The sequence below is a fragment of the Rhodococcus sp. UNC23MFCrub1.1 genome (assembly GCF_000686025.1).
Lineage (GTDB): Bacteria > Actinomycetota > Actinomycetes > Mycobacteriales > Mycobacteriaceae > Rhodococcoides.
In genome coordinates this window covers 219,557-239,377 of record NZ_JMLQ01000001.1, presented here as the reverse complement: position 1 = coordinate 239,377, position 19,821 = coordinate 219,557, and the positions used below count along the sequence as shown (strand labels likewise).

General features: G+C 69.4%; 22 protein-coding genes. 15 read left to right on the top strand and 7 right to left on the bottom strand.

Annotated elements, in window-relative coordinates; genetic code table 11:
• Positions 1-83: 83 nt before the first annotated feature.
• The 5 genes from BR07_RS0101120 to dapD all read right to left on the bottom strand — a co-directional run bounded on the left by BR07_RS0101120 (position 84) and on the right by dapD (position 4,939).
• Positions 84-1,070 (bottom strand): crotonase/enoyl-CoA hydratase family protein, encoded by a 987-nt coding sequence (locus BR07_RS0101120; RefSeq protein ID WP_027503871.1) that lies wholly within the window; start codon positions 1,068-1,070, stop codon positions 84-86.
• Entirely contained in the window at positions 1,067-2,704 is a 1,638-nt protein-coding gene (locus BR07_RS0101115; protein ID WP_027503870.1) for an acyl-CoA dehydrogenase family protein, read from the bottom strand. Before BR07_RS0101115 ends, BR07_RS0101120 begins: the two co-directional genes overlap by 4 nt.
• Positions 2,701-3,324 (bottom strand): TetR/AcrR family transcriptional regulator, encoded by a 624-nt coding sequence (locus BR07_RS0101110; protein WP_027503869.1) that lies wholly within the window; start codon positions 3,322-3,324, stop codon positions 2,701-2,703. The genes BR07_RS0101115 and BR07_RS0101110 overlap by 4 nt, the downstream gene beginning before the upstream one ends.
• Positions 3,325-3,397: 73 nt before the next feature.
• Positions 3,398-3,955, bottom strand: coding sequence for a GNAT family N-acetyltransferase (locus tag BR07_RS22755; RefSeq protein ID WP_051612925.1), 558 nt, complete (start codon positions 3,953-3,955; stop codon positions 3,398-3,400).
• A gap of 33 nt (positions 3,956-3,988) precedes the next feature.
• Positions 3,989-4,939 carry a 2,3,4,5-tetrahydropyridine-2,6-dicarboxylate N-succinyltransferase gene (gene dapD / locus BR07_RS0101100; RefSeq protein WP_081821024.1) on the bottom strand — a complete coding sequence of 317 codons (951 nt, stop codon included), beginning with the start codon at positions 4,937-4,939 and terminating at the stop codon, positions 3,989-3,991.
• Positions 4,940-4,993: 54 nt separating this feature from the next.
• On the opposite strand from dapD, the gene dapE reads away from it, so the two are divergent.
• From dapE to BR07_RS0101050, 10 genes are all read left to right on the top strand, one after another.
• On the top strand, positions 4,994-6,106 hold the full coding sequence (dapE, locus tag BR07_RS0101095) for a succinyl-diaminopimelate desuccinylase (protein ID WP_027503867.1): 1,113 nt from the start codon (positions 4,994-4,996) through the stop codon (positions 6,104-6,106).
• Between the two features lie 10 nt (positions 6,107-6,116).
• Positions 6,117-6,914 (top strand): TIGR00730 family Rossman fold protein, encoded by a 798-nt coding sequence (locus BR07_RS0101090; RefSeq protein WP_027503866.1) that lies wholly within the window; start codon positions 6,117-6,119, stop codon positions 6,912-6,914.
• Positions 6,911-7,489 carry a TIGR00730 family Rossman fold protein gene (locus BR07_RS22750; RefSeq protein ID WP_051612924.1) on the top strand — a complete coding sequence of 193 codons (579 nt, stop codon included), beginning with the start codon at positions 6,911-6,913 and terminating at the stop codon, positions 7,487-7,489. Before BR07_RS0101090 ends, BR07_RS22750 begins: the two co-directional genes overlap by 4 nt.
• A 57-nt stretch (positions 7,490-7,546) precedes the next feature.
• Positions 7,547-9,319, top strand: a complete 1,773-nt coding sequence (locus tag BR07_RS0101080; RefSeq protein ID WP_027503865.1) for a long-chain-acyl-CoA synthetase — start codon at positions 7,547-7,549, stop codon at positions 9,317-9,319.
• 106 nt (positions 9,320-9,425) lie between these two features.
• Positions 9,426-10,238: a dihydropteroate synthase gene (folP, locus tag BR07_RS0101075; RefSeq protein ID WP_081821090.1), complete on the top strand. Its 813-nt coding sequence runs from the start codon at positions 9,426-9,428 to the stop codon at positions 10,236-10,238.
• Positions 10,239-10,249: 11 nt separating this feature from the next.
• Positions 10,250-11,197: a glucosyl-3-phosphoglycerate synthase gene (locus BR07_RS22745; protein ID WP_051613039.1), complete on the top strand. Its 948-nt coding sequence runs from the start codon at positions 10,250-10,252 to the stop codon at positions 11,195-11,197.
• An 85-nt stretch (positions 11,198-11,282) separates the two neighbouring features.
• Complete coding sequence (locus BR07_RS22740) at positions 11,283-11,606, top strand: DivIVA domain-containing protein (protein ID WP_037183846.1); 324 nt, start codon at positions 11,283-11,285, stop codon at positions 11,604-11,606.
• 13 nt (positions 11,607-11,619) lie between these two features.
• Entirely contained in the window at positions 11,620-12,183 is a 564-nt protein-coding gene (locus tag BR07_RS0101060) for a DNA-3-methyladenine glycosylase I (protein ID WP_027503863.1), read from the top strand.
• 157 nt (positions 12,184-12,340) lie between these two features.
• Positions 12,341-12,508 carry a DUF3117 domain-containing protein gene (locus tag BR07_RS26485; protein WP_003406247.1) on the top strand — a complete coding sequence of 56 codons (168 nt, stop codon included), beginning with the start codon at positions 12,341-12,343 and terminating at the stop codon, positions 12,506-12,508.
• A gap of 108 nt (positions 12,509-12,616) precedes the next feature.
• Positions 12,617-13,465 carry a methyltransferase domain-containing protein gene (locus BR07_RS0101050; RefSeq protein WP_027503862.1) on the top strand — a complete coding sequence of 283 codons (849 nt, stop codon included), beginning with the start codon at positions 12,617-12,619 and terminating at the stop codon, positions 13,463-13,465.
• Here BR07_RS0101050 and glgA read toward each other — a convergent pair.
• Positions 13,444-14,610: a glycogen synthase gene (glgA, locus tag BR07_RS0101045; protein WP_027503861.1), complete on the bottom strand. Its 1,167-nt coding sequence runs from the start codon at positions 14,608-14,610 to the stop codon at positions 13,444-13,446. The two genes, BR07_RS0101050 and glgA, sit on opposite strands and share 22 nt — an antisense overlap.
• A 77-nt stretch (positions 14,611-14,687) precedes the next feature.
• On the opposite strand from glgA, the gene glgC reads away from it, so the two are divergent.
• A complete protein-coding gene (gene glgC, locus BR07_RS0101040; protein ID WP_027503860.1) occupies positions 14,688-15,902 on the top strand; it encodes a glucose-1-phosphate adenylyltransferase in 1,215 nt (404 codons plus the stop codon).
• 1 nt (position 15,903) lies between these two features.
• Here glgC and BR07_RS0101035 read toward each other — a convergent pair whose 3' ends face one another.
• Positions 15,904-16,521 carry an O-methyltransferase gene (locus BR07_RS0101035; protein ID WP_027503859.1) on the bottom strand — a complete coding sequence of 206 codons (618 nt, stop codon included), beginning with the start codon at positions 16,519-16,521 and terminating at the stop codon, positions 15,904-15,906.
• 239 nt (positions 16,522-16,760) lie between these two features.
• Between BR07_RS0101035 and sigE the strand changes: the two genes are divergently transcribed.
• The 4 genes from sigE to tatB all read left to right on the top strand — a co-directional run bounded on the left by sigE (position 16,761) and on the right by tatB (position 19,820).
• Entirely contained in the window at positions 16,761-17,423 is a 663-nt protein-coding gene (gene sigE / locus BR07_RS0101030) for an RNA polymerase sigma factor SigE (RefSeq protein WP_027503858.1), read from the top strand.
• Positions 17,424-17,540: 117 nt separating this feature from the next.
• On the top strand, positions 17,541-17,885 hold the full coding sequence (locus tag BR07_RS22735) for a hypothetical protein (RefSeq protein ID WP_056442598.1): 345 nt from the start codon (positions 17,541-17,543) through the stop codon (positions 17,883-17,885).
• Positions 17,886-17,894: 9 nt separating this feature from the next.
• Positions 17,895-19,391 (top strand): trypsin-like peptidase domain-containing protein, encoded by a 1,497-nt coding sequence (locus tag BR07_RS0101020; protein WP_027503857.1) that lies wholly within the window; start codon positions 17,895-17,897, stop codon positions 19,389-19,391.
• A 9-nt stretch (positions 19,392-19,400) separates the two neighbouring features.
• On the top strand, positions 19,401-19,820 hold the full coding sequence (gene tatB / locus BR07_RS0101015) for a Sec-independent protein translocase protein TatB (protein WP_027503856.1): 420 nt from the start codon (positions 19,401-19,403) through the stop codon (positions 19,818-19,820).
• Position 19,821 lies beyond the last annotated feature (1 nt).

Below are 19,821 nucleotides of genomic sequence, written 5' to 3'. Positions count from 1 at the left end.
CTCACGTACCGCTCGACTGTCTCATCGAGCCGTACTCGGAGCCAACCGATTTATCGCGGGGCCTGTTCCCCCCCGTTCTCACGTCACCTCCGCTTCGCGTCACCGAACGGTTCGTCGCGTTCCTGGACGGCCTGCCGGAATCCGACGGTGGCAGCGCGCGTCTGGAACGCGAAGCCCTCCCGGGTGTGCCGGGCGACGCCGTCGAAGACCGTGCTGATCATCGTGGAGGTGTGCACGCCGGAGCTGATCAACGCGCTGTTGAGCGCCAGCTTGACCATCATCAGCTGGTTGATCGGCATGCGCGCGATCCGTGCGACCAGTTCCTCGGTGCGGGCGTCGAGCTGATCCGCGGGCACCGATTCGACGGCGAGACCCCACTCCGCCGCCTGCGCCCCGGTGAGACAGTCACCGGTCAGGAGCAGTCGTTTGGCGCGCTGGTCGCCGAGGCGGTGTGCCCACATCCCGGCGGCGGGAACGCCCCAGACGCGGGTCGGCGGGTAGCCGATCCGCGTGTCGTCCGCACAGATGATCTGGTCGGCGTACAGAGCGATGTCGGTTCCGCCGGCCACGGCGAAACCGTGCAGCTTGGCCACCACCGGCTTGTTCGCATGCAGCAGGCTGGCGAATCCGCGGTTGAATCGGCTCATCATCGCGTAGTCGATCATCGGGTCCCACTGGCCCGACGGATCGTGGTTGCGGGCCTGGACGACGGGGTCGAGAACCGTCCCCGTCGTGTCCACGGCCCCGCTGTCGCCCCGATCGAGATTCTCGGCGTAGATCGACAGGTCGTAGCCGCCGCAGAACCCCTTGCCGCGACCGGACAGCAGCATGACGTGTACTCGCGGATCGAGATCCGCCCGCTCGACGGCCGCCGCCAGTTCGACGGGGGTGTCCGCGGTGATGGCGTTGCCGTGCTCCGGTCGATCGAAGGTGATCCGGGCGACCCGCCCGTCGACCTCGTAGGTGAGCGTCCGGAACGTCGGGGAGTCCTGCTGTGGAGTCCGGCCGGTGAAGGGGGAGTCGGCTCCCTCGTCCCACCCCTCCCGCCACGGGGCGGGTTCGTCGGTCACGCCGGAACCTTCGGCGTCGATCGCTCGATGATGGCGGCCGTGTCCACCCCGGTCGGCAGGGTGCCGTACACGCTGCCCCAGTCGCCGCCGAGTCGGCTCGTCGTGAACGCGTCGGCGACCGCGGGGTGGCCGTGCCGCACGAGCAGCGAGCCCTGCAGTGCCAGTGCCATCTCGCCGACGACGCGGCGTGCCCGCTGTTCGAGGGTGGCGATGTCGGTGAAGGAGTCCTTCAGCGACCGCACCGCGGCGTCGAGCGCCGCATCGGCTCCGCGGCAGCCGTCGAGCTCGTCGAAGAACACGGCGAGCGACTCCGGCTGTCGTGCCACGGCGCGCAGGGTGTCGAGCGCCGCGACGTTGCCCGAACCCTCCCACACCGACAGAAGTGGAGCCTCCCGGTAGAGCCGCGGCATCCTCGACTCCTCCGCATACCCGTTGCCGCCCAGGCATTCCAGGGCCTCCGCCGCATGCGCCGGGCCGCGCTTGCACACCAGGTACTTGCTGACGGAGAGGCTGATGCGCCGCAGTGCGGCGGCACGCTCGTCGCCCGCAGCTGCCTGATCGGTGAGCGCGGCGAGCCACAGGGCGACGGTCGTCGACGCCTCGGACTCGATCGCGAGATCGGCCAGGACGTTCCGCATGAGTGGCTGGTCGACGAGGTTCTTCCCGAACGCCTGCCGGTGCACCGCATGATGCACGGCCTGAGCGGTGCCCGCCCGCATTCCCGTGGCCGACCCCAGGGTGCAGTCGAGCCTCGTCATGTTGACCATCTCGATGATGGTCCGCACGCCGCGACCCTCGTCGCCGACGAGCCAGGCGGTCGCGTCGTCGTACTCCACCTCGCTCGAGGCGTTGGAATGGTTGCCCAGCTTGTCCTTCAGGCGCTGGATCGCCATGGCGTTGCGGGTGCCGTCCGGGAGAACGCGGGGCAGGAAGAAGCACGACAGGCCGCCGGGCGCCTGCGCGAGGACCAGCAGGACGTCCGACATCGGCGCCGACGTGAACCACTTGTGGCCGGTGATCCGGTACGAGCCGTCCGGCTGCGGCACGGCCGTCGTGCGGTTCGCCCGGACGTCGGAACCCCCTTGCTTCTCGGTCATGGACATGCCCGCGATCAGACCCGTCTTGGTCGCGGGAGGACGGTACGAGGGGTCGTACGTCGACGAGGTGAGCAGCGGTTCGTACAGCGCGGACAGTTCCGCGTTCGCTCGGAGTGCGGGAACGACGGCGTACGTCATGGAGATCGGGCACCCGTGCCCCGCGTCCACCGCGCCCCAGACGCTGAACTTCGCGGCACGGATCAGATGTGCGTGCGGTGACGGGTCGCGCCACGGCGCCCCGTGCATGCCGAATTCGACTGCCGTGCTCATCAATTCGTGGTACGCCGGGTCGTAGACCACCTCGTCGATGCGGTTCCCGTAGCGGTCGTGCGTGTGCAGGACGGGCGGATGCTCCTCGGCGAGATCGCCCCAGCGCTGCGCCTGCTCGCTCCCGGCCAGCCGACCGAGCCGGTGCAGCTCGTCGAGCGCGTCGTCGGCGCCCTCGCGGTGCAGGGCCTCCAGGACGACCGGGTGGTCGGCGACGTCGTGGCCGATGAGCGGCGGAACCTGATTGGTGACGGTGTGCGTGGGGGTCATGACGCTCTCCTGTCGGTCGGGGCGCCGAGGGCGCGGAGTGTGAAGGTCTCGAGTGCGGCGAGAACGCGAGCGTCGGCCTCGCCGCGGGCGAGTGGGACGACCAGTGCCTCGCCGATGGCGCCGACGATGCAGGCCGCCGTCAGGGGCGCGTCCTGGTTCGGGAGCTCACCGGCCTCGACGGCGGCACGGATGGCGGCGGCGAACGCGTCCGCGAACGACTGCCGGAAGGCGAGACGCTCGGTGTCGACGAGGGCGTCGATGGGCTCGGCCAGCAGCGCGTACGCGAGAGTCGGTGCGCGACAGGCGCGATCGCAGAAGGTGCGGACCGAGGCGAGCAGGCTGTCGGTGTGGGTGCCGGTCGCGGCGGCGCGCACACCCGCCGCTGTCGCGGCGGCCACCTCGCGGCTGCAGGCGTCGCGGAAGACCTCGGCGAACAGTTCGCCCTTGCCGGGGAAGTAGCGGTAGACGGTGCCCACACCGATGCCGGCGCGGGCGGCCACGTCGGCCATCGAACATGCGGCGTACCCCCGCTCGGCCACGAGAGACAGTGCAGCGGTGACGATTCGAGATCGGGCGGCATCGAGCCGCTCCTGGACCGCAGCGGTCCGTCGGTACACCATGGCAAGAAGTGAACGCCCGTTCCGCACTGGTGTCAAGGACGGAACGGTGATTCACATGTTCGGGAGGGCAGGACTACCAGCGCGACCCGACGCGATTGTTGACCAGCAGCGTGCCGTCCGGATCGAGACGGGACTCGGGACGGAACACCATGACGGCGTCGTCCTCGTCGGGCGGTGTCGGCTCCTCCGTGTTGCCGATGCCGCCGAGCAGTCCGCGCCACAGCACCCAACCGCGCCGCTCGTAGAACCCGACGGCGTCGGGAAGGGAATTGAGCACGCCGACCACGTCGTCCGACTCGATCTGCTCCTCGATCGCGGCCATGAGCCGCGCACCCAGCCCGGTGCCCCGGAACTCCGGGTCCAGGGCGACGGCCTCGACGAAGCCGCCGTCGAACTCGTCGCCGCCGTGGTGGAGAAGGCGCGGCACCACGGCGGCATGGCCGATGATGCGGTCGCCGTCGCGGAGGATCACGTGGGTACCGCCCAGGGCGTGCTGCCAGTCGTGCGGGGTGAAGCGCTCGCCGAATGCGCCGCGCACCAGCCCCTCGCACGTGTGGGCGTCCGCGTCACCCAGATCGTCGGTGATCACCGACTCGAGTCGCGGTTCCTGCTGTATCGCTTCCTGGCTCACGGTCCCCCCGGACGCAGCCTGCCGCCGAATCGCTCAGTCGTTGGCGTGCAGGATCGAGTTGAGCTCGACGCCCGTACCCTTCCACGGCACGACCTCGACGGCACCGGAAACGGAGTTACGACGGAAGAGCATGTTCGACTGCCCACTGAGATCGGCCGCCTTGACGACGGTGCCGTCCGGGCCGGTGACCTTGGTGCCCGCAGTGATGTAGAGGCCCGCCTCGACGACGCAGTCGTCGCCGAGGGAGATGCCGAGGCCCGCGTTGGCGCCGAGCAGGCAACGCTGTCCCACCGAGATGACGGCCTTGCCGCCGCCGGACAGAGTGCCCATGATCGAGGCGCCGCCGCCCACGTCGGAGCCGTCGTCGACGACGACGCCGGCGGAGATGCGGCCCTCGACCATGGACGAGCCGAGCGTGCCGGCATTGAAGTTCACGAAACCCTCGTGCATGACCGTCGTGCCGGATGCGAGGTGGGCGCCGAGGCGCACGCGACCGGCGTCGCCGATGCGGACACCGGTGGGGAGCACGTAGTCGACTAGTCGCGGGAACTTGTCGACACTGAAGACGGTGACGGCGCCCCGTGCACGGAGACGGGCGCGCGTCGCCTCGAAGCCGTCGACGGCCGCCGGGCCGTGGTTGGTCCACACCACGTTGGACAGCAGGCCGAACTGGCCGTCCAGGTTGAGGCCGTGCGGCCGGACGAGGCGATGCGAGAGCAGGTGCAGGCGCAGGTAGACGTCGTGCGCGTCGACCGGGGCGTCGTCGAGGGAGGAAATGGTGGTGCGCACCGCGACGATGTCGAGGTCGCGGGCGTCGTCGTGTCCGACCAGCGCGGCCAGTTCCGGGGGAACGTCCGCCGCGTCGAGCCGCGCGGTGCCGGTGTCGGCCACCTCGGCGAGCTCGGGAGAGGGGAACCAGGTGTCCAGCACCGTTCCCGACGGGGTGATGTGTGCGATGCCGACTGCCGATGCTCCTGTGGTCACGGGGACCGAGCCTAGAGGACGACCGGACGGCCGGGCGAACGTAAGGTCGGCTGCGTGAGCGCACCGATCTCCCTGGACCTGCACGCCGATCCCGTCGACCTCACGGCGGCGCTGGTGGACGTTCCCAGCGTCTCGCGAGACGAGGCCACGCTGGCCGACGCGGTGGAGCGGGCGCTGCGCGAGCAGACCACGGGATTCGAGATCGTGCGCTCGGGCGACGCCGTGCTGGCCAGGACGAACCGGGGGCTCCCGACGCGGGTGATCCTCGCGGGTCACCTGGACACGGTCCCCATCGCCGACAACGTGCCGAGTCGTCGCGAGCGCGGGCACGCCGAGGGCGACGTCCTCCACGGATGCGGAACCGTCGACATGAAGTCGGGGGACGCGGTGTTCCTGCACCTGGCGGCGACGGTCGCGGAGCCCACCGCGGACCTGACGCTGATCTTCTACGACTGCGAGGAGATCGAGGCGTCGGCCAACGGTCTGGGTCGCATCGAGCGGGAGATGCCCGAGTGGCTGCGCGGAGATGTCGCGATTCTCGGTGAGCCGTCGGGTGGCTACATCGAGGCGGGGTGCCAGGGGACGCTCCGCATGCGGTTCACCGCGACGGGGACGCGCGCCCACTCGGCCCGATCGTGGCTGGGGGACAACGCGATCCACAAGTTGGGCCCGCTGTTCGACCGGCTCGCCGCGTACATGCCGCGCAGCGTGGACATCGACGGCTGCGTGTACCGGGAGGGACTGCAGGCGGTCCGTGTCAGCGGCGGCGTCGCCGGGAACGTGGTCCCCGACGAGGCATTCGTCGACGTCAACTTCCGCTTCGCCCCCGACCGCAGTGTGGAGCAGGCGATCGAGCACGTGCGCGAGGCGACCGACGCGGAGCATCTCGATCTCACCGTCGAGGTGACCGACAGGTCTCCGGGCGCGCTGCCGGGTCTGGCCGCACCCGCGGCGGCGGCGCTGGTCACGGCGGCGGGGGGAGAGTTCCGCGCCAAGTACGGCTGGACCGACGTCTCCCGGTTCTCCGCGCTGGGCATCCCGGCGGTGAACTACGGTCCCGGCGATCCCAACCTCGCGCACAAGCGCGACGAGCGTGTACCGGTGCAGCAGATCACCGATGTCGCCGACGTCCTGCGCCGGTATCTGACCGCCACCGACGCCCACTAGCCTCTCCGTCATGGGAGCGCACGAGAGCCGGGAGAACGCCGGCGAGAGGTCCACGAATTACCGCGGGCCCGTCATGGACCGACGGGAGTTCGGTGGGTCCACCACCGATCAGCGGCTCCTCGACTCGCGGGGCTCCGCCGACTGGCTGCACACCGATCCGTGGCGGGTGCTGCGGATCCAGAGCGAGTTCGTCGAGGGCTTCGGCGCACTGGCGGAACTGCCTCGGGCCGTCACGGTGTTCGGGTCGGCACGGACGTCGCGCGAGTCCGCGGAGTACGCGCTCGGCGTCGAGCTGGGCACCGCGTTGGCCGGCGCCGGTTACGCCGTGGTGACGGGCGGGGGACCGGGCGCGATGGAGGCCGCCAACAAGGGGGCCTGCGAATCGGGCGGGTTCTCGGTCGGCCTCGGTATCGAGCTGCCCTTCGAGCAGTCGCTCAACGAGTGGGTGGACCTCGGCGTCAACTTCCGCTACTTCTTCGTCCGCAAGACGATGTTCGTCAAGTACTCGCAGGCCTTCGTCTGCATGCCGGGCGGATTCGGCACGCTCGACGAGTTGTTCGAGGCACTCACGCTGGTGCAGACCCGCAAGGTCACCCGGTTCCCCATCATCCTGTTCGGCACGCAGTTCTGGGGCGGGCTGCTCGACTGGATCCGCACCACGCTGGTGGCCGCCGGCACGGTGTCCGAGGCGGATCTCGAGCTGATCCGCTGCACGGACAGTGTCGCGGAGGTGGTCCGCTGGGTCGACGAGAGCCGGGCGGCCGAGATCGCGGCGACCGAGTCGCGGGCGAGCGAGACCGAGCAGTGACCGGGTCGATCGCGGTGTGCGTCTACTGCGCGTCCGGCCCGGTGGAGCGGCATCACCTCGATCTGGCCGCCGCCGTGGGCACCGAGATCGGACGTCGCGGCGGCACGTTGGTGTCCGGGGGCGGCAACGTCTCCATGATGGGCGCCGTCGCGGCGGCCGCACGCGCCGCGGGGGCATTCACGGTGGGAGTCATCCCGCAGGCCCTGGTGCACCGCGAGGTGGCGGACATCGATGCCGACGAGCTGGTGGTCACCGAGACGATGCGCGAGCGCAAACGCATCATGGACGACCGGGCGGACGCGTTCATCACGCTCCCGGGCGGGATCGGCACGCTCGAGGAACTGTTCGAGACCTGGACCGCCGGATATCTGGGAATGCACGACAAACCGGTCGTAGTCTTGGATCCCGTGAACCACTTCACACCGCTGTTCGACTGGATGCGCTCGCTCGTCGGGACGGGATTCGTCTCCGAGCGCTCGCTCGATCGCCTGGTCGTCACGGCGGACGTGGACACGGCTCTGACGGCGTGTGGGCTCGTGCAGGGCACGCGCACCGTGAACATTACCAATCAGTAAGGTAAGCGTCGTCACAGCCGGAGACGCAGCCGGCTCGCCAGGGGAGGGAACCACAGCATGGGTGCCGAGGCTCGTCACAAGGTCGGATTGCTCGACATCGCCGCCACACTTCCGAAGATGACGGCGGCGCTGCCCAGTGTCCTCCGGGGTGTGCCCGGGTTCCTGCGCAAGCCCGACGACAAGGAGTCGATCGGCCACATCTTCCAGCGCGTCGCGGCGAAGACGCCGGACCACCCGTTCGTACGTTTCGAGGGAGACACCCTCACGTACGGCCAGGCCAACGATCTGGTGAACCGGTACGCGAGCGTGCTCACCGACCGCGGCGTCCGGCGCGGTGACGTCGTCGGTGTGCTGGCCAAGAACTCGATGCGCACGCTGCTGGTGGCCCTGGCCACCGTCAAGCTCGGCGCCACGGCCGGAATGCTGAACTTCAATCAGCGCGGCGACGTGCTCGAGCACAGTCTCGGCATCCTCGACGCGCGCGTCCTCGTCGTGGACGGCGACTGCGTCGAGGCCCTCGAGTCCCTCGACGAGGCGCTCCCGGAGAAGGTCATCCTGCACGCGGACGAGCTGGACGAGAAGGCGGCGTCGGCGAGCGCGGAGAACCCTGCCACCACGGCCGAGGTCCAGGCCAAGGAGAAGGCGTTCTACATCTTCACCTCCGGCACCACGGGCATGCCCAAGGCCAGCCTGATGAGCCACTTCCGCTGGATGAAGTCCATGTCCGGTCTCGGCAGCATGGGCGTGCGTCTGGACAAGAACGACGTCCTCTACTGCTGCCTCCCGCTCTATCACAACAACGCGCTGACGGTGTCCCTGTCGTCCGTGCTGGCGTCCGGCGCCACCATCGCCATCGGCAAGCAGTTCTCGGTGTCCAACTTCTGGAAGGACGTCCGCGAGAACGAGGCCACCGCGTTCACCTACATCGGTGAGCTGTGCCGCTACCTGCTGACGCAGGACGAGACCCCGCAGGACTCCGACAACACGATCAAGCTGATCGTGGGCAACGGGCTGCGCCCGGAGATCTGGGAGGAGTTCACCACCCGCTTCGGCATCGAGCGCGTGGCGGAGTTCTACGGCGCCAGCGAGTGCAACATCGCGTTCATCAACGCCTTCAACATCGACCGCACCGCAGGCTTCTGCCCGTTGCCGTACGCCGTCGTCGAGTACGACGACGAGACGGGCAAGGCCAAGCGGGACGACAACGGTCGGCTGCGCAAGGTGGGGTCCGGCGGCGTGGGCCTGCTGCTGTCGAAGATCACCGACCGCGCGCCGTTCGACGGGTACTCCGACGAGGAGGCCACGAACAAGAAGCTCCTCAAGGACGGGTTCAAGGACGGCGACTGCTGGTTCGACACCGGAGACCTGGTGCGTCAGCAGGGCTTCCGGCACGTGGCGTTCGTCGACCGTCTCGGCGACACCTTCCGGTGGAAGGGCGAGAACGTCGCCACCACCCAGGTGGAGGGCGCGCTCAACTCGCACCCCGACGTCGATCAGGCCGTGGTCTTCGGTGTCGACGTTCCCGGTACCGACGGCAAGGCGGGCATGGCGGCGGTGACCCTGCGCCACGACAAGAGCTTCGACGGCGCGAGCTTCGCCGAGCACGCCTACAAGAACCTGCCCGGCTACGCCGTGCCGCTGTTCATCCGCGTCGTGGACTCGCTCGAGGCCACGTCCACGTTCAAGAGCAAGAAGGTCGAGCTCCGCAAGGTAGGCTACGGCGACGGGGACGGCGACCTGTTCGTCCTGAAGGGCAAGTCCGGCGGTTACGTCGAGAGCTACGACGAGTACGTCGACGAGGTCGGTGCCGGCAAGCTGCCCAAGGGCTGAGGTGGCCCCCGGGGACGGGCATCATGGTGGTGTGAGCGCACCCGAGACGTCCGTCCCCGCCGACACCCTGTGCGGTAGACCGGTCGTGACCGACCGTGCGCTGGTCATGGCCATCGTCAACCGCACCCCCGACAGCTTCTACGACCGCGGTGCGACGTTCGAGGACGACGCCGCGATGGACGCGGTCCGCCGTGCGGTGGACGAGGGTGCCGACCTCGTCGACATCGGCGGTGTGAAGGCCGGACCCGGCGCCACCGTCGACGCCGCCGAGGAGACCCGACGGGTCGTGCCGTTCGTCGCCGCCATCCGCGCCGCGTACCCGGATCTGGTGATCAGCGTGGACACCTGGCGGGCCGAGGTCGCTCGGCTCGCGTGCGCCGAGGGCGCCGATCTGATCAACGACACATGGGCCGGCGCGGACCCCGAGCTCGTGCACGTCGCCGCCGAGGTCGGTGCCGGCATCGTCTGTTCGCACACCGGCGGAGCCGTTCCCCGGACCCGGCCGCACCGCGTTCGCTACCCCGACGTGGTCGCCGACGTGCTCTCCGAGGTGACTCGATCGGCCGAGAACGCTCTGGCCGCGGGCGTGCGAGCGGACGGGATCATCATCGATCCGACCCACGATTTCGGCAAGAACACCTATCACGGGCTCGAACTGTTGCGTCGGATCGACAGTCTTGTAAACACCGGATGGCCTGTCCTGATGGCACTGAGCAACAAGGATTTCATCGGGGAGACTCTGGGTGTAGGACTTGCCGAACGGTTGGAGGGAACATTGGCCGCGACAGCTTTGACGGCATCACAGGGTGCTCGGATGTTCCGGGTGCACGAGGTGGCAGCGACGAGACGGGTGGTCGACATGGTGGCAGCGATAGCAGGCACCAGGGCTCCCGCCCGGACGGTACGGGGTCTGGCATGACACTCGCAGGCATGCTCACCCCCGCGACCGACTGGGATCGCGAGAACAGCTGGGAATCACCCTCCTGGACCCTCGAGGAGCTCGAGGCGGCGAAGGGTGACCGGACCGTCTCGGTCGTGCTTCCCGCACTGAACGAGGAGGAGACCGTCGCCGGTGTCCTCGACACCATCTCGCCGCTCCTCGGGCGACTGGTCGACGAGTTGGTGGTGCTGGACTCCGGTTCGACCGACCGGACCGCCGTGCGTGCGACGGCCGCCGGTGCCACCGTCGTCTCCCGGGAGGAGGCGGTTCCCGAACTCGCCCCCGCTCCCGGCAAGGGGGAGGTGTTGTGGCGCGCGATCGCGGCCACGACGGGCGACGTCATCGCGTTCGTGGACTCCGACCTGATCGATCCCGACCCGCAGTTCGTGCCCAAGCTCCTCGGGCCGTTGCTCATGGGGGACGGCATCCATCTGGTCAAGGGCTACTACCGCCGGCCGCTGAGCGGGTCGACCGAAGCACACGGTGGTGGGCGCGTGACCGAACTGGTGGCCAGACCGCTGTTGGCCGCGCTGCGTCCCGAGCTCGGAAGGGTCATCCAGCCGCTGGGTGGGGAGTACGCGGGCACCCGCGAACTGCTGTCCTCGGTGCCCTTCGCGCCCGGGTACGGCGTGGAGATCGGTCTGCTGATGGACACGTACGACCGGTTGGGCATGGACGCGATCGGGCAGGTGAACCTCGGAGTCCGGCGTCACCGCAACCGGCCGCTCGTGGAGCTGGGGGCCATGAGCCGTCAGATCGTCGGAACCATGCTGGCGCGCGCCGGCATCGCCGACTCGGGAGCCGGTCTCACGCAGTTCGTCCTCGACGGGGAGACCTTCGTGCCCTCGATCACCGACGTCTCGCTGGCCGACCGGCCGCCCATGCGCACGGTGCGGCCGTGGGCGGGCAAGTCGGGAGTCGAGAAGTCGGGGGGCTGAGAAGTCCGGGGGCTGAGAAGTCCAGGCCGGCAGAGGCGCACCACCGCCGCGGATCCTGTCGCCTCGTCGTGACAGGATCCGTGTCATGGTGACGATCCTGCTGTACGTCGTCGTGATCGCGGTCGTGGCCGCGGCCCTGTTCTTCCTCGCGTCCGTCGTCTTCGGCCGCGGGGAGGAGATGGAACCGTTGCCGGAGGGGACCACGGCCACCGCGCTGCCCGCTCGTGGCATCTCCGGGCGCGACGTGCGCGCGCTGCGCTTCTCCCTCACGCTGCGGGGGTACGACGCCCGCGAGGTCGACTGGGCCCTCGATCGACTCGCGGTCGAGATCGACAGCTTGCGGCTACGCCTGCGCGAGGCCGAGCCGTCGGAAGCCGTCGTGGAGGACGCGCCCGGTGACGACGTCTGAGTCCGGTCTCCGGATCGGTTCGGACGGACGGGCCCGCTGCCTCTGGGCCGGTGACCCGACGACCGATCCGCTGTACGCCCGGTACCACGACGAGGAATGGGGCGTCATCGTCCACGGTCGCGACGCGCTCTACGAGCGGATCACCCTCGAGGCGTTCCAGTCGGGACTCTCGTGGATCACCATTCTGCGCAAGCGCGACGCCTTTAGAGCGGCGTTCGCGCACTTCGATCCGACCGTCGTCGCGCGGTGGGGAGACGACGACGTCGAACGCCTCATGGGTGACGCGGGGATCGTCCGCAACCGCGCGAAAATCGTTGCGGCGGTGCGTAATGCGCGGGCCATCGTCGATCAGGACCTCGATCTCGACGCGCTCCTGTGGTCGTTCGCACCGCCGCGCCGCGGTCGCCCCACGAGCCTGCAGGACGTTCCCGCGGTGACACCCGAGTCCACCGCTCTCGCGCGCACTCTCAAGAAGTCCGGCTTCGCGTTCGTCGGCCCCACCACGGCGTACGCGCTGATGCAGGCGACCGGAATGGTCGACGATCACCTCGCCGGATGCTGGGTTCCCGCGCGCTAATACACACCCGTGTCCCGCTCGTTCGAGGGTGTCCGTTGCCCACGGATCCGGAGGATAGGGAACAATAAGTGCACGAGCCTCGTCGGACCCCGGCGAGGCGCGACCGAATTGATGCAGCGCGCGATGCAGGGCAGCGCAGATCTGGAGGGAGCAGAGAATGGCGGCCATGAAGCCCCGGACCGGGGACGGTCCGCTCGAGGCGACCAAAGAGGGACGAGGAATCGTCATGAGGGTTCCACTCGAAGGCGGAGGACGCTTGGTCGTCGAACTGACTCCCGACGAGGCAGCCGCTCTGGGCGACGAGCTCAAGGGCGTCACCAGCTGACACCACTCCTGTCATCACCGTGAGAACAGCCCCACCGGCCGACCCTGACCGGTGGGGCTGTTCTCGTCCCGACCGAACGAGCGACCCACCACGACGAGCGGAGGAACCGTGAACGACGATGCGGTGGCCCTGCTCGCGTGCCCACACTGCGGGTCGGACCTCGAGGCCGACGATCCGGACTCGGGATCTGCCGCGCTGCTGTGCGACCGCGGGCACACGTTCGACGTCGCGCGCCAGGGATACGTCAGCCTGCTCTCCGGGTCCGGCGGCAAGATCGTCGGCGACTCCACCGAGATGGTCGCTGCGCGCGCCGAGTTCCTCGACCGCGGGCACTACGACCCGCTGATGGACGCCGTGGCCGACGCCGTGGGGGACCGGCGCCGCGTGCTCGACGTCGGAGTGGGCACCGGGCACTACCTCGCCCGCGTGCTGGACGCGGGCGTCCCCGATGCCGTCGGCGTCGGTCTCGACGTGTCCAAGGCGGCTGCGCGCCGCGCCGCACGATCGCACCCTCGGGCCTCCGCGGTGGTCGCCGACGTCTGGCAGAGCATCCCGGTCCGCTCCGGCGTGATCGACGCGGCCCTGTCGGTGTTCTCGCCGCGCAACGCCGAGGAACTCGCGCGCGTGCTCGCACCCGCCGGGGTGCTGGTGGTGCTCACCCCCACCGAGCGCCATCTCGTCGAGTTGGTCGACGATCTGGGTCTCGTCCGGGTGGACGAGAACAAGACGCAGAGGTTGGGCGACACGCTCGGCAGCCGGTTCGAGCGGGTGCGCCGGGTCCCGATCACCTACTCGACCACGCTCACGCGGGACGAGATCGTCGACGTCGTGAGCATGGGGCCGTCGGCGCGCCACATCCCGGCGGCGGATCTGCGCGCGCGGGTCGACGAGATGCCGCCCGCGCGCGAGGTCACCGTGTCGGTGACCCTCGGTGTCTACGCGCGGGCCGCGGCGTAGACCTCCATCGTCTGCTGCGCGATCGACTCCCAGGAGAACTCGGCGACGGCGCGCTCGCGACCGGCGACACCCTGCCGCGCTGCTCGACTCTCGTCGGCGACGAGGTCGTTGACCGCGGCGGCCAGGTCCGCCTCGAACGTGGCGGTGTCCGCGGCGTCGTAGTGCACGAGAGCCCCGGTACGGCCGTCGGCCACGACCTCGGGGATGCCGCCCACGTCGGACGCGACGACGGCCGTCTCGCAGGCCATCGCCTCCAGGTTGACGATGCCGAGGGGCTCGTACACCGACGGGCACACGAACACGGCGGCCGCCGAGAGGATCTGGCGGATCTGCTCGGTCGGCAGCATCTCGCGGACCCAGAACACGTTGCCGCGGCTCTCGGACAGGGCGGTGACGGCGCGCTCGGTCTCGACCGCGATCTCCGGGGTGTCGGGCGCACCCGCGCACAGCACCAGCTGAATGGACGGATCGAACGAGTGGGCCGCGGCGATGAGGTGCCCCACGCCCTTCTGCCGGGTGATGCGGCCGACGAACGCGACGATGGGGGCGTCGGTGCGCACGCCGATCGCCTCGAGCGCGGACGGCGCGCCGTCCGCGGGGCCGCCGGCGTGCCACACCTCGGTGTCGATGCCGTTGCGCACCACGTGAACTCGGTCCGGATCGATGCGTGGGTAGCAGTCCAGCACGTCGGCCTTCATGCCGTCGCTGACCGCGACGACGGCGTCGGCGTACTCCATGGCGTTGCGCTCGGACCACGACGAGATGCGGTAGCCGCCGCCCAGCTGCTCGGCCTTCCAGGGGCGGCGCGGTTCCAGCGAGTGCGCGGTGAGCACGTGCGGGATCCCGTACAGCTCGGCCGCGAGGTGGCCGGCGAGGCCGGTGTACCAGGTGTGCGAGTGCACCACGTCGGCGCCGCCGGCGGCGTTCGCCATCCGAAGTCCCGTGGAGAGCGTGGTCAAGGCCGGGTTCGCGTCGACCAGGGCCGGGTCCGGCGAGTGCACGACGGCGGTCTCGCGCGGCGCGCCGATGCAGTGCACGTCGACCTCGCACAGTGAGCGGAGACGGTCGACCAGCTGCGTCACGTGAACGCCCGCGCCGCCGTAGATCTCGGGGGGATATTCCTTCGTCATCATCGCCACTCGCATGAGAGGAACGTAACGCGTCGGTGTGCATTCGGCCTATACGTAGCGATTGCTCGTCACAACCGGATAGGTTGGCTGTTGTGAGGACCCAGCCGCATGTACTCGGAATCGTGCTCGCCGGAGGTGAGGGCAAACGCCTGTATCCGATGACAGCCGATCGCGCGAAGCCCGCGGTCCCGTTCGGTGGTGCGTACCGCCTGATCGACTTCGTGCTGAGCAATCTCGTCAACGCCGGCTATCTGCGGTTGTGCGTTCTGACCCAGTACAAGTCGCACTCGCTCGACCGGCACATCTCCCAGACCTGGCGGCTGTCGGGTTTCGCGGGTGAGTACATCACCCCCGTGCCCGCGCAGCAGCGGCTCGGCCCCCGCTGGTACACCGGCAGTGCCGACGCCATCTTCCAGTCCATGAACCTCGTGTACGACGAGGATCCCGAGTACATCGTCGTGTTCGGTGCGGACCACGTGTACCGCATGGACCCCGAGCAGATGGTGCAGCAGCACATCGATTCCGGTGCCGGTGTCACGGTGGCCGGCATCCGCGTACCGCGCGCCGAGGCAACGGCATTCGGCTGCATCGACAGCGACGCCTCGGGCAACATCACCGAGTTCCTCGAGAAGCCGTCGGACCCGCCCGGAACGCCGGACGACCCCACCATGACGTTCGCGTCGATGGGCAACTACGTCTTCACCACCAAGGTGCTCGTCGATGCCATCCGTGCCGACGCCGAGGACTCTGATTCCGATCACGACATGGGCGGCAACATCATTCCCGCGCTCGTCGCGGCCGGGAAGGCATCGGTCTACGACTTCAAGGACAACGTCGTCCCGGGTGCGACCGAGCGGGACAAGGGCTACTGGCGCGACGTCGGCACCCTGGACGCGTTCTACGACGCGCACATGGACCTGGTGTCGGTCCACCCGATCTTCAACCTCTACAACAAGCGGTGGCCGATCCGAGGCGCCGCGGACAACCTGCCGCCCGCCAAGTTCGTGCAGGGCGGTCTGGCTCAGGAGTCGATCGTCGGAGCGGGATCGATCCTGTCCGGCGCGACGGTGCGCAACTCGGTGCTGAGCTCGTCGGTGATCATCGACGCGGGCGCCACCGTGGAGGGCAGCGTCATCATGCCCGGAGTGCGCATCGGTCGTAATGCGGTCGTCCGCAACGCCATCCTGGACAAGAACGTGGTGGTGAACGACGGCGAGATCATCGGCGTGGACCGCGAGCGGGACAGCGAGCGGTTCAACGTGAGCGCCAACGGCGTGGTCGCCGTCGGCAAGGGTGTCTGGATCTAGGTCACTCCGGCACGCGCGAGGCGCACAGCAGGCCGTCGCCGAGGGGAAGGACGACCGCTGTCAGGCTGTCGTTCTCCGCGATGGCGCGGGCGGCCGCGCGGACGGCGACGGTGGCCTCGTCGCGAGACGAGGCGTCCGCGACGCGTCCACCCAGCAACGCGTTGTGCAGGATCAGGGCGCCACCGGGGCGGAGCATCCGCACGCCCTCCGTCACGAATCCGACGTGGTCCCGCGGCGTCGCGTCGACGAACACCAGGTCGTAGGACGCGTCGGCAAGGCGGGGGAGCACGTCGAGGGCGCGGCCGTTGATCAACCGGGTCCGCGATGCCCCGATGCCGCCGGAACGGAACGCCTCCTTGGCGGCGCGCTGATGCTCCGGTTCGGTGTCGATGGTGGTGAGGACCCCGTCGGGCCGCATCCCGTCCAGCAGCCACAGCCCGCTGACACCGGCGCCGGTTCCGACCTCCACCACCGTGCGCGCTCCGGACAACTGCGCGACCATGCTGAGCACGGCACCGACGGACGCCGGTATCGGCGCGGCGCCCAGATCCACGGCGCGCTCGCGCGCGGCCTGCAGGATCTCGTCCTCCACGACGGAGGCTTCGGCGTAGTGCAGCATCTTGGCGGCGTCGGCAGTCACGAAGGGACCCTAACCCGCCCACGAACTCCTCGCGTCCAGACTCTCAGCCCACACTCAGCCTTCTCACACGGGTCGCACACCTGCCCGCGACATAGTTTCCTTACGCGGGTTCGTCGGATCGTCCTCACGCTTCGGTCGCGCCGAACACGGGTAACACCACATCGCACGTCGACACCACGCCGCGATGATCGCCCGAGTAGGAGGATTGAACGATCCACATGATCACCAGCCCGCGCGAACACGCTGCCCTCACGTCCCCGACCTCCCGCCCCGCCGCCGAGTCCGAACTGACCGTCGATGGTCCCGAGGAGCTGTCCGGCACCGCGGTGTTCGACGCGACCGGAGACGCGACGTCGATGCCGTCCTGGGACGAACTCGTCCGCGAGCACGGTGACCGCGTCTACCGCCTCGCCTACCGGCTGTCCGGCAACGCGCAGGATGCCGAGGACCTCACGCAGGACACCTTCATCCGCGTGTTCCGCTCGCTGCAGAACTACCAGCCCGGCACCTTCGAGGGCTGGTTGCACCGCATCACGACGAACCTGTTCCTGGACATGGTGCGTCGCCGCAACCGCATCCGCATGGAGGCGCTGCCGGAGGATTACGACCGGGTGCCGTCCGACACCCCCGATCCCGAGCAGATCTACCACGACGCCCGGCTCGACCCGGATCTGCAGGCGGCGCTCGACTCGCTCGCTCCCGAATTCCGTGCAGCCATCGTGCTGTGCGACATCGAGGGTCTGTCCTACGAGGAGATCGGCGCGACCCTGGGGGTCAAGCTCGGCACCGTCCGTAGCCGTATCCACCGTGGCCGCCAGGCGCTGCGCGACCACCTCGCCGCCAGTCGGCGTACCCGCGAGTCGCTGACCTCGGCCGAGTAGCCGCCGACGCGAGTACCGTTCTGTGGGGAACGAATGCGGGCCGGGAACTTCCGGCCGGTGCCGTGCGTTTCACCCCGGGACGATCCGCACATCGGCACGGCATGAAGTGGAGGCAGCATGACTCGGTTTCGTGATCCTCGGCAGTTCAGCCCCACCGACCACCTCGCCAGTGAGGCGGTGGCCGCCTACGTCGACGGCGAACTGCGCATGAACGCCTATCTGCGCGCCGCGCGGCACGTGTCGGAATGCGCTTCCTGTGCCGACGAGGTCCAGGCGCAGCAGCAGGCCCGTGTCGCCCTCCAGGGCTCGCCGGAGATGTCCATGCCGTCCTCGCTCCTGGGTCTCCTGCACCAGATCCCGCACTGCACGTCTCCCGAGCCCGGCCGATCCGAACCCGGCATCGGCTCCGGCCTGCGTCATGGCCTGGGGTCGGTCGTCGGGTCACGTTTCCGGCGCCGGTAGCGTGCAGAGGTGACTCCAGCCGACGAGTACCGACCGGACCCCACGGCTTCTTCGGCGGACGGGGGAGCACCCGACGACGATGCGCCGCGGCTTCCTCCGCGTCCGCTCTACCGGCCCACCATCGACGCGCACGTGGTGCGGGCGTTCGGTCGCCCCCACGGCATCCGCGATTCCTTCGGTGACGCGCAGACCCGGCGACGGGACAGTTCGTCGATCCGCGTCGCGGCGCCCGATCCCGTCCTCACCGAGGCCTTCGGTCGGCCGCCCGGTGTCGCCGAATCCCTGGTGCGCGAGCCCGAGGCGCCCGAGGTCGAGCAGGAACCCGAACCTCAGAACCCGTGGCGCGTGCCCTCGTCGGCTGTCACGACGGTCTCACCCGCGCTCGACGAACCGGAACCCGCGCCGCTGACGCCCGGCACGAGACTGGGTGCGCGGGAAGTACTGTTCGGCCGCCGCGTCTCCGCCGGCGCTCTCGCCTCGCTCGCGGGTGTCGCACTGGTCATCGGCCTGCTCGGCGGCGTCGTCGGTAGTGTCGCGGCCGATCTGGGCGGCTCGCTGACCAGCTCGCGCGTGACCCTGGAACAAGGCGGCAGCGAACTCCCGCAGGGCCAGGTGGCCAGGGTCGCCGAGGCCGTCCTGCCGTCCGTGGTGTCGGTCCAGGAGACGTTCGGCGGCAACGCCGGTACCGGCTCGGGAGTCGTCATCGACGGAGCCGGCTACATCGTCACCAACAACCACGTCATCTCGATGGCTGCGACCAACCCGGGCGCGACGCTCAACGTGACGTTCTCCGACGGCACCAAGGTGCCCGCGCAGATCGTCGGCCGTGACACCAAGACCGATCTGGCCGTTCTGAAGACGGACGTCGCGGACCTCAGCGCCGCCCGACTGGGCCGCTCGTCGGACGTGGCGGTCGGCGACGACGTCGTCGCCGTCGGATCTCCACTGGGACTGAGCAAGACGGTCACCCGCGGCATCGTCAGTGCGCTCGATCGTCCCGTGCGACTGTCCGGGGAGGGCACGGACACCGACGCCGTCATCGACGCGGTCCAGACCGACGCGGCGATCAACCCCGGTAACTCCGGCGGTCCCCTGATCGACGCCGAGGGTCGCGTCATCGGCATCAACTCCGCGATCCGCAGTGAGAGCGGGGGATCGGTGGGACTGGGCTTCGCCATCCCCATCGACGACGTCACCGAGGTCGCGCAGTCCCTCATCCGGACCGGCGCGATGAATCATCCCGACATCGGCGTCAACGCGCGGTCCGTCGTCAACGACGCGCTCAGCGGTGCGCAGATCGCCAACGTCACCGCCGGTGGCCCCGCTCAGCAGGCGGGTATCGCGGAGGGCGACGTGATCGTCCGCGTCGGCGACCGCACCGTCTCCGGTGCCGACGAGCTGACGGTCGCCGTCCAGGAACAGGAGATCGGTACGCCGGTGCAGGTGCAACTCGTCCGCTCGGGGCGGACCGTCGACGTGACGGTCACTCCGGTGTCGGATGCGTAAGGTGTAGACGTGTTCTCGAACATCGGCTGGGGCGAGATGATGGTTCTTCTCGTTGCCGCACTCGTCATCCTCGGTCCCGAGCGTCTGCCCGGGGCCATCACGTGGACCACCCGGTCGCTCCGGCAGGTCCGTGACTACGCCAGTGGCGCCAGCCAACAGCTCAAGGACGAGCTGGGGACGGACTTCGACGATCTTCGCAAGCCCCTGGCCGACCTGAACCAGCTCCGCGGCATGACCCCGCGCGCGGTCATCACCAAGCACCTGCTCGACGGCGACGACTCGATCTTCACCGGGAAGTTCGACGAGAAGCCGCAGTCCGGGACACAGTCGTCGACCCCGCAGTCCGGGACGCCGAACATGACAAAGTCCAGCGGGTCGGCGCCGTTGCCGACCGGGGACCGTCCCCCGATCGACCCCGACGCGACCTAGG